The 618-nt window shown below is 74.4% G+C and carries 1 protein-coding gene; it reads left to right on the top strand.

Annotated features, from left to right (window positions below; translation table 11 throughout):
• Positions 1-612: adenosylcobinamide-GDP ribazoletransferase (locus U9980_RS21415; RefSeq protein WP_322769562.1), on the top strand; the 612-nt coding region annotated here is incomplete at its 5' end.
• Between the last annotated feature and the right edge of the window lie 6 nt (positions 613-618).

The following is a 618-nucleotide window of genomic DNA, read 5'->3' as shown; positions in this document are numbered from 1 at the left end:
GCGGTGGGAATCGCCACGCTGGCATGGCTGACCCGGGGCCTGCACCTGGACGGGCTCGCCGACGTGGCCGACGGGTTCGGCGCCGGCCAGGACCGTGCCCTGGTCGCGATGCGCGACTCCCGGCTCGGTGCGTTCGGCGCGCTGGCCGTGGTGTTCGCGGTACTCGTCCAGGTCAGTGCCCTGTCACTCACGATCGGCGAGCACCGGGGCACCGTGTCGATCGTGGTGGCCGCCATGACCGGACGACTCGCGGCGACGCTCGCCTGCGTCCGCGCGCCGGCGGCACACCCGACCGGGCTGGGCGCGCTCGTCGCCCGCACCGTGGCGCCGTGGCAGGCGGCCTGCTCCGGTGCCGCTGTGGTCGCCGTCGCCGCCCTGGCCGGGCGCGTCGACCTCGACGGTGGGGATACCGGCGGTGCGGTCCGCGCGGTGACGGCCGTCGCCGTCGGGACGGTCGCGGGCTGGCTGCTGCGCCGATTCCTCGTCCGCTACCTCGGCGGTGTCACCGGAGATGTGCTCGGCGCCCTCGTCGAGGTCACGGCAACGGTCACGCTGGTGTTCATGACGCTGAACATCCCCGCGGACGTGCGGATCCACCTCAGCACCCGGTGAGGAGCT

The sequence above is a fragment of the Protofrankia sp. Cr1 genome (assembly GCF_963555865.1).
Lineage (GTDB): Bacteria > Actinomycetota > Actinomycetes > Frankiales > Frankiaceae > Protofrankia.
Note: the sequence above shows the minus strand (reverse complement) of the source record. Positions and strands in the feature narration are given on the sequence as shown.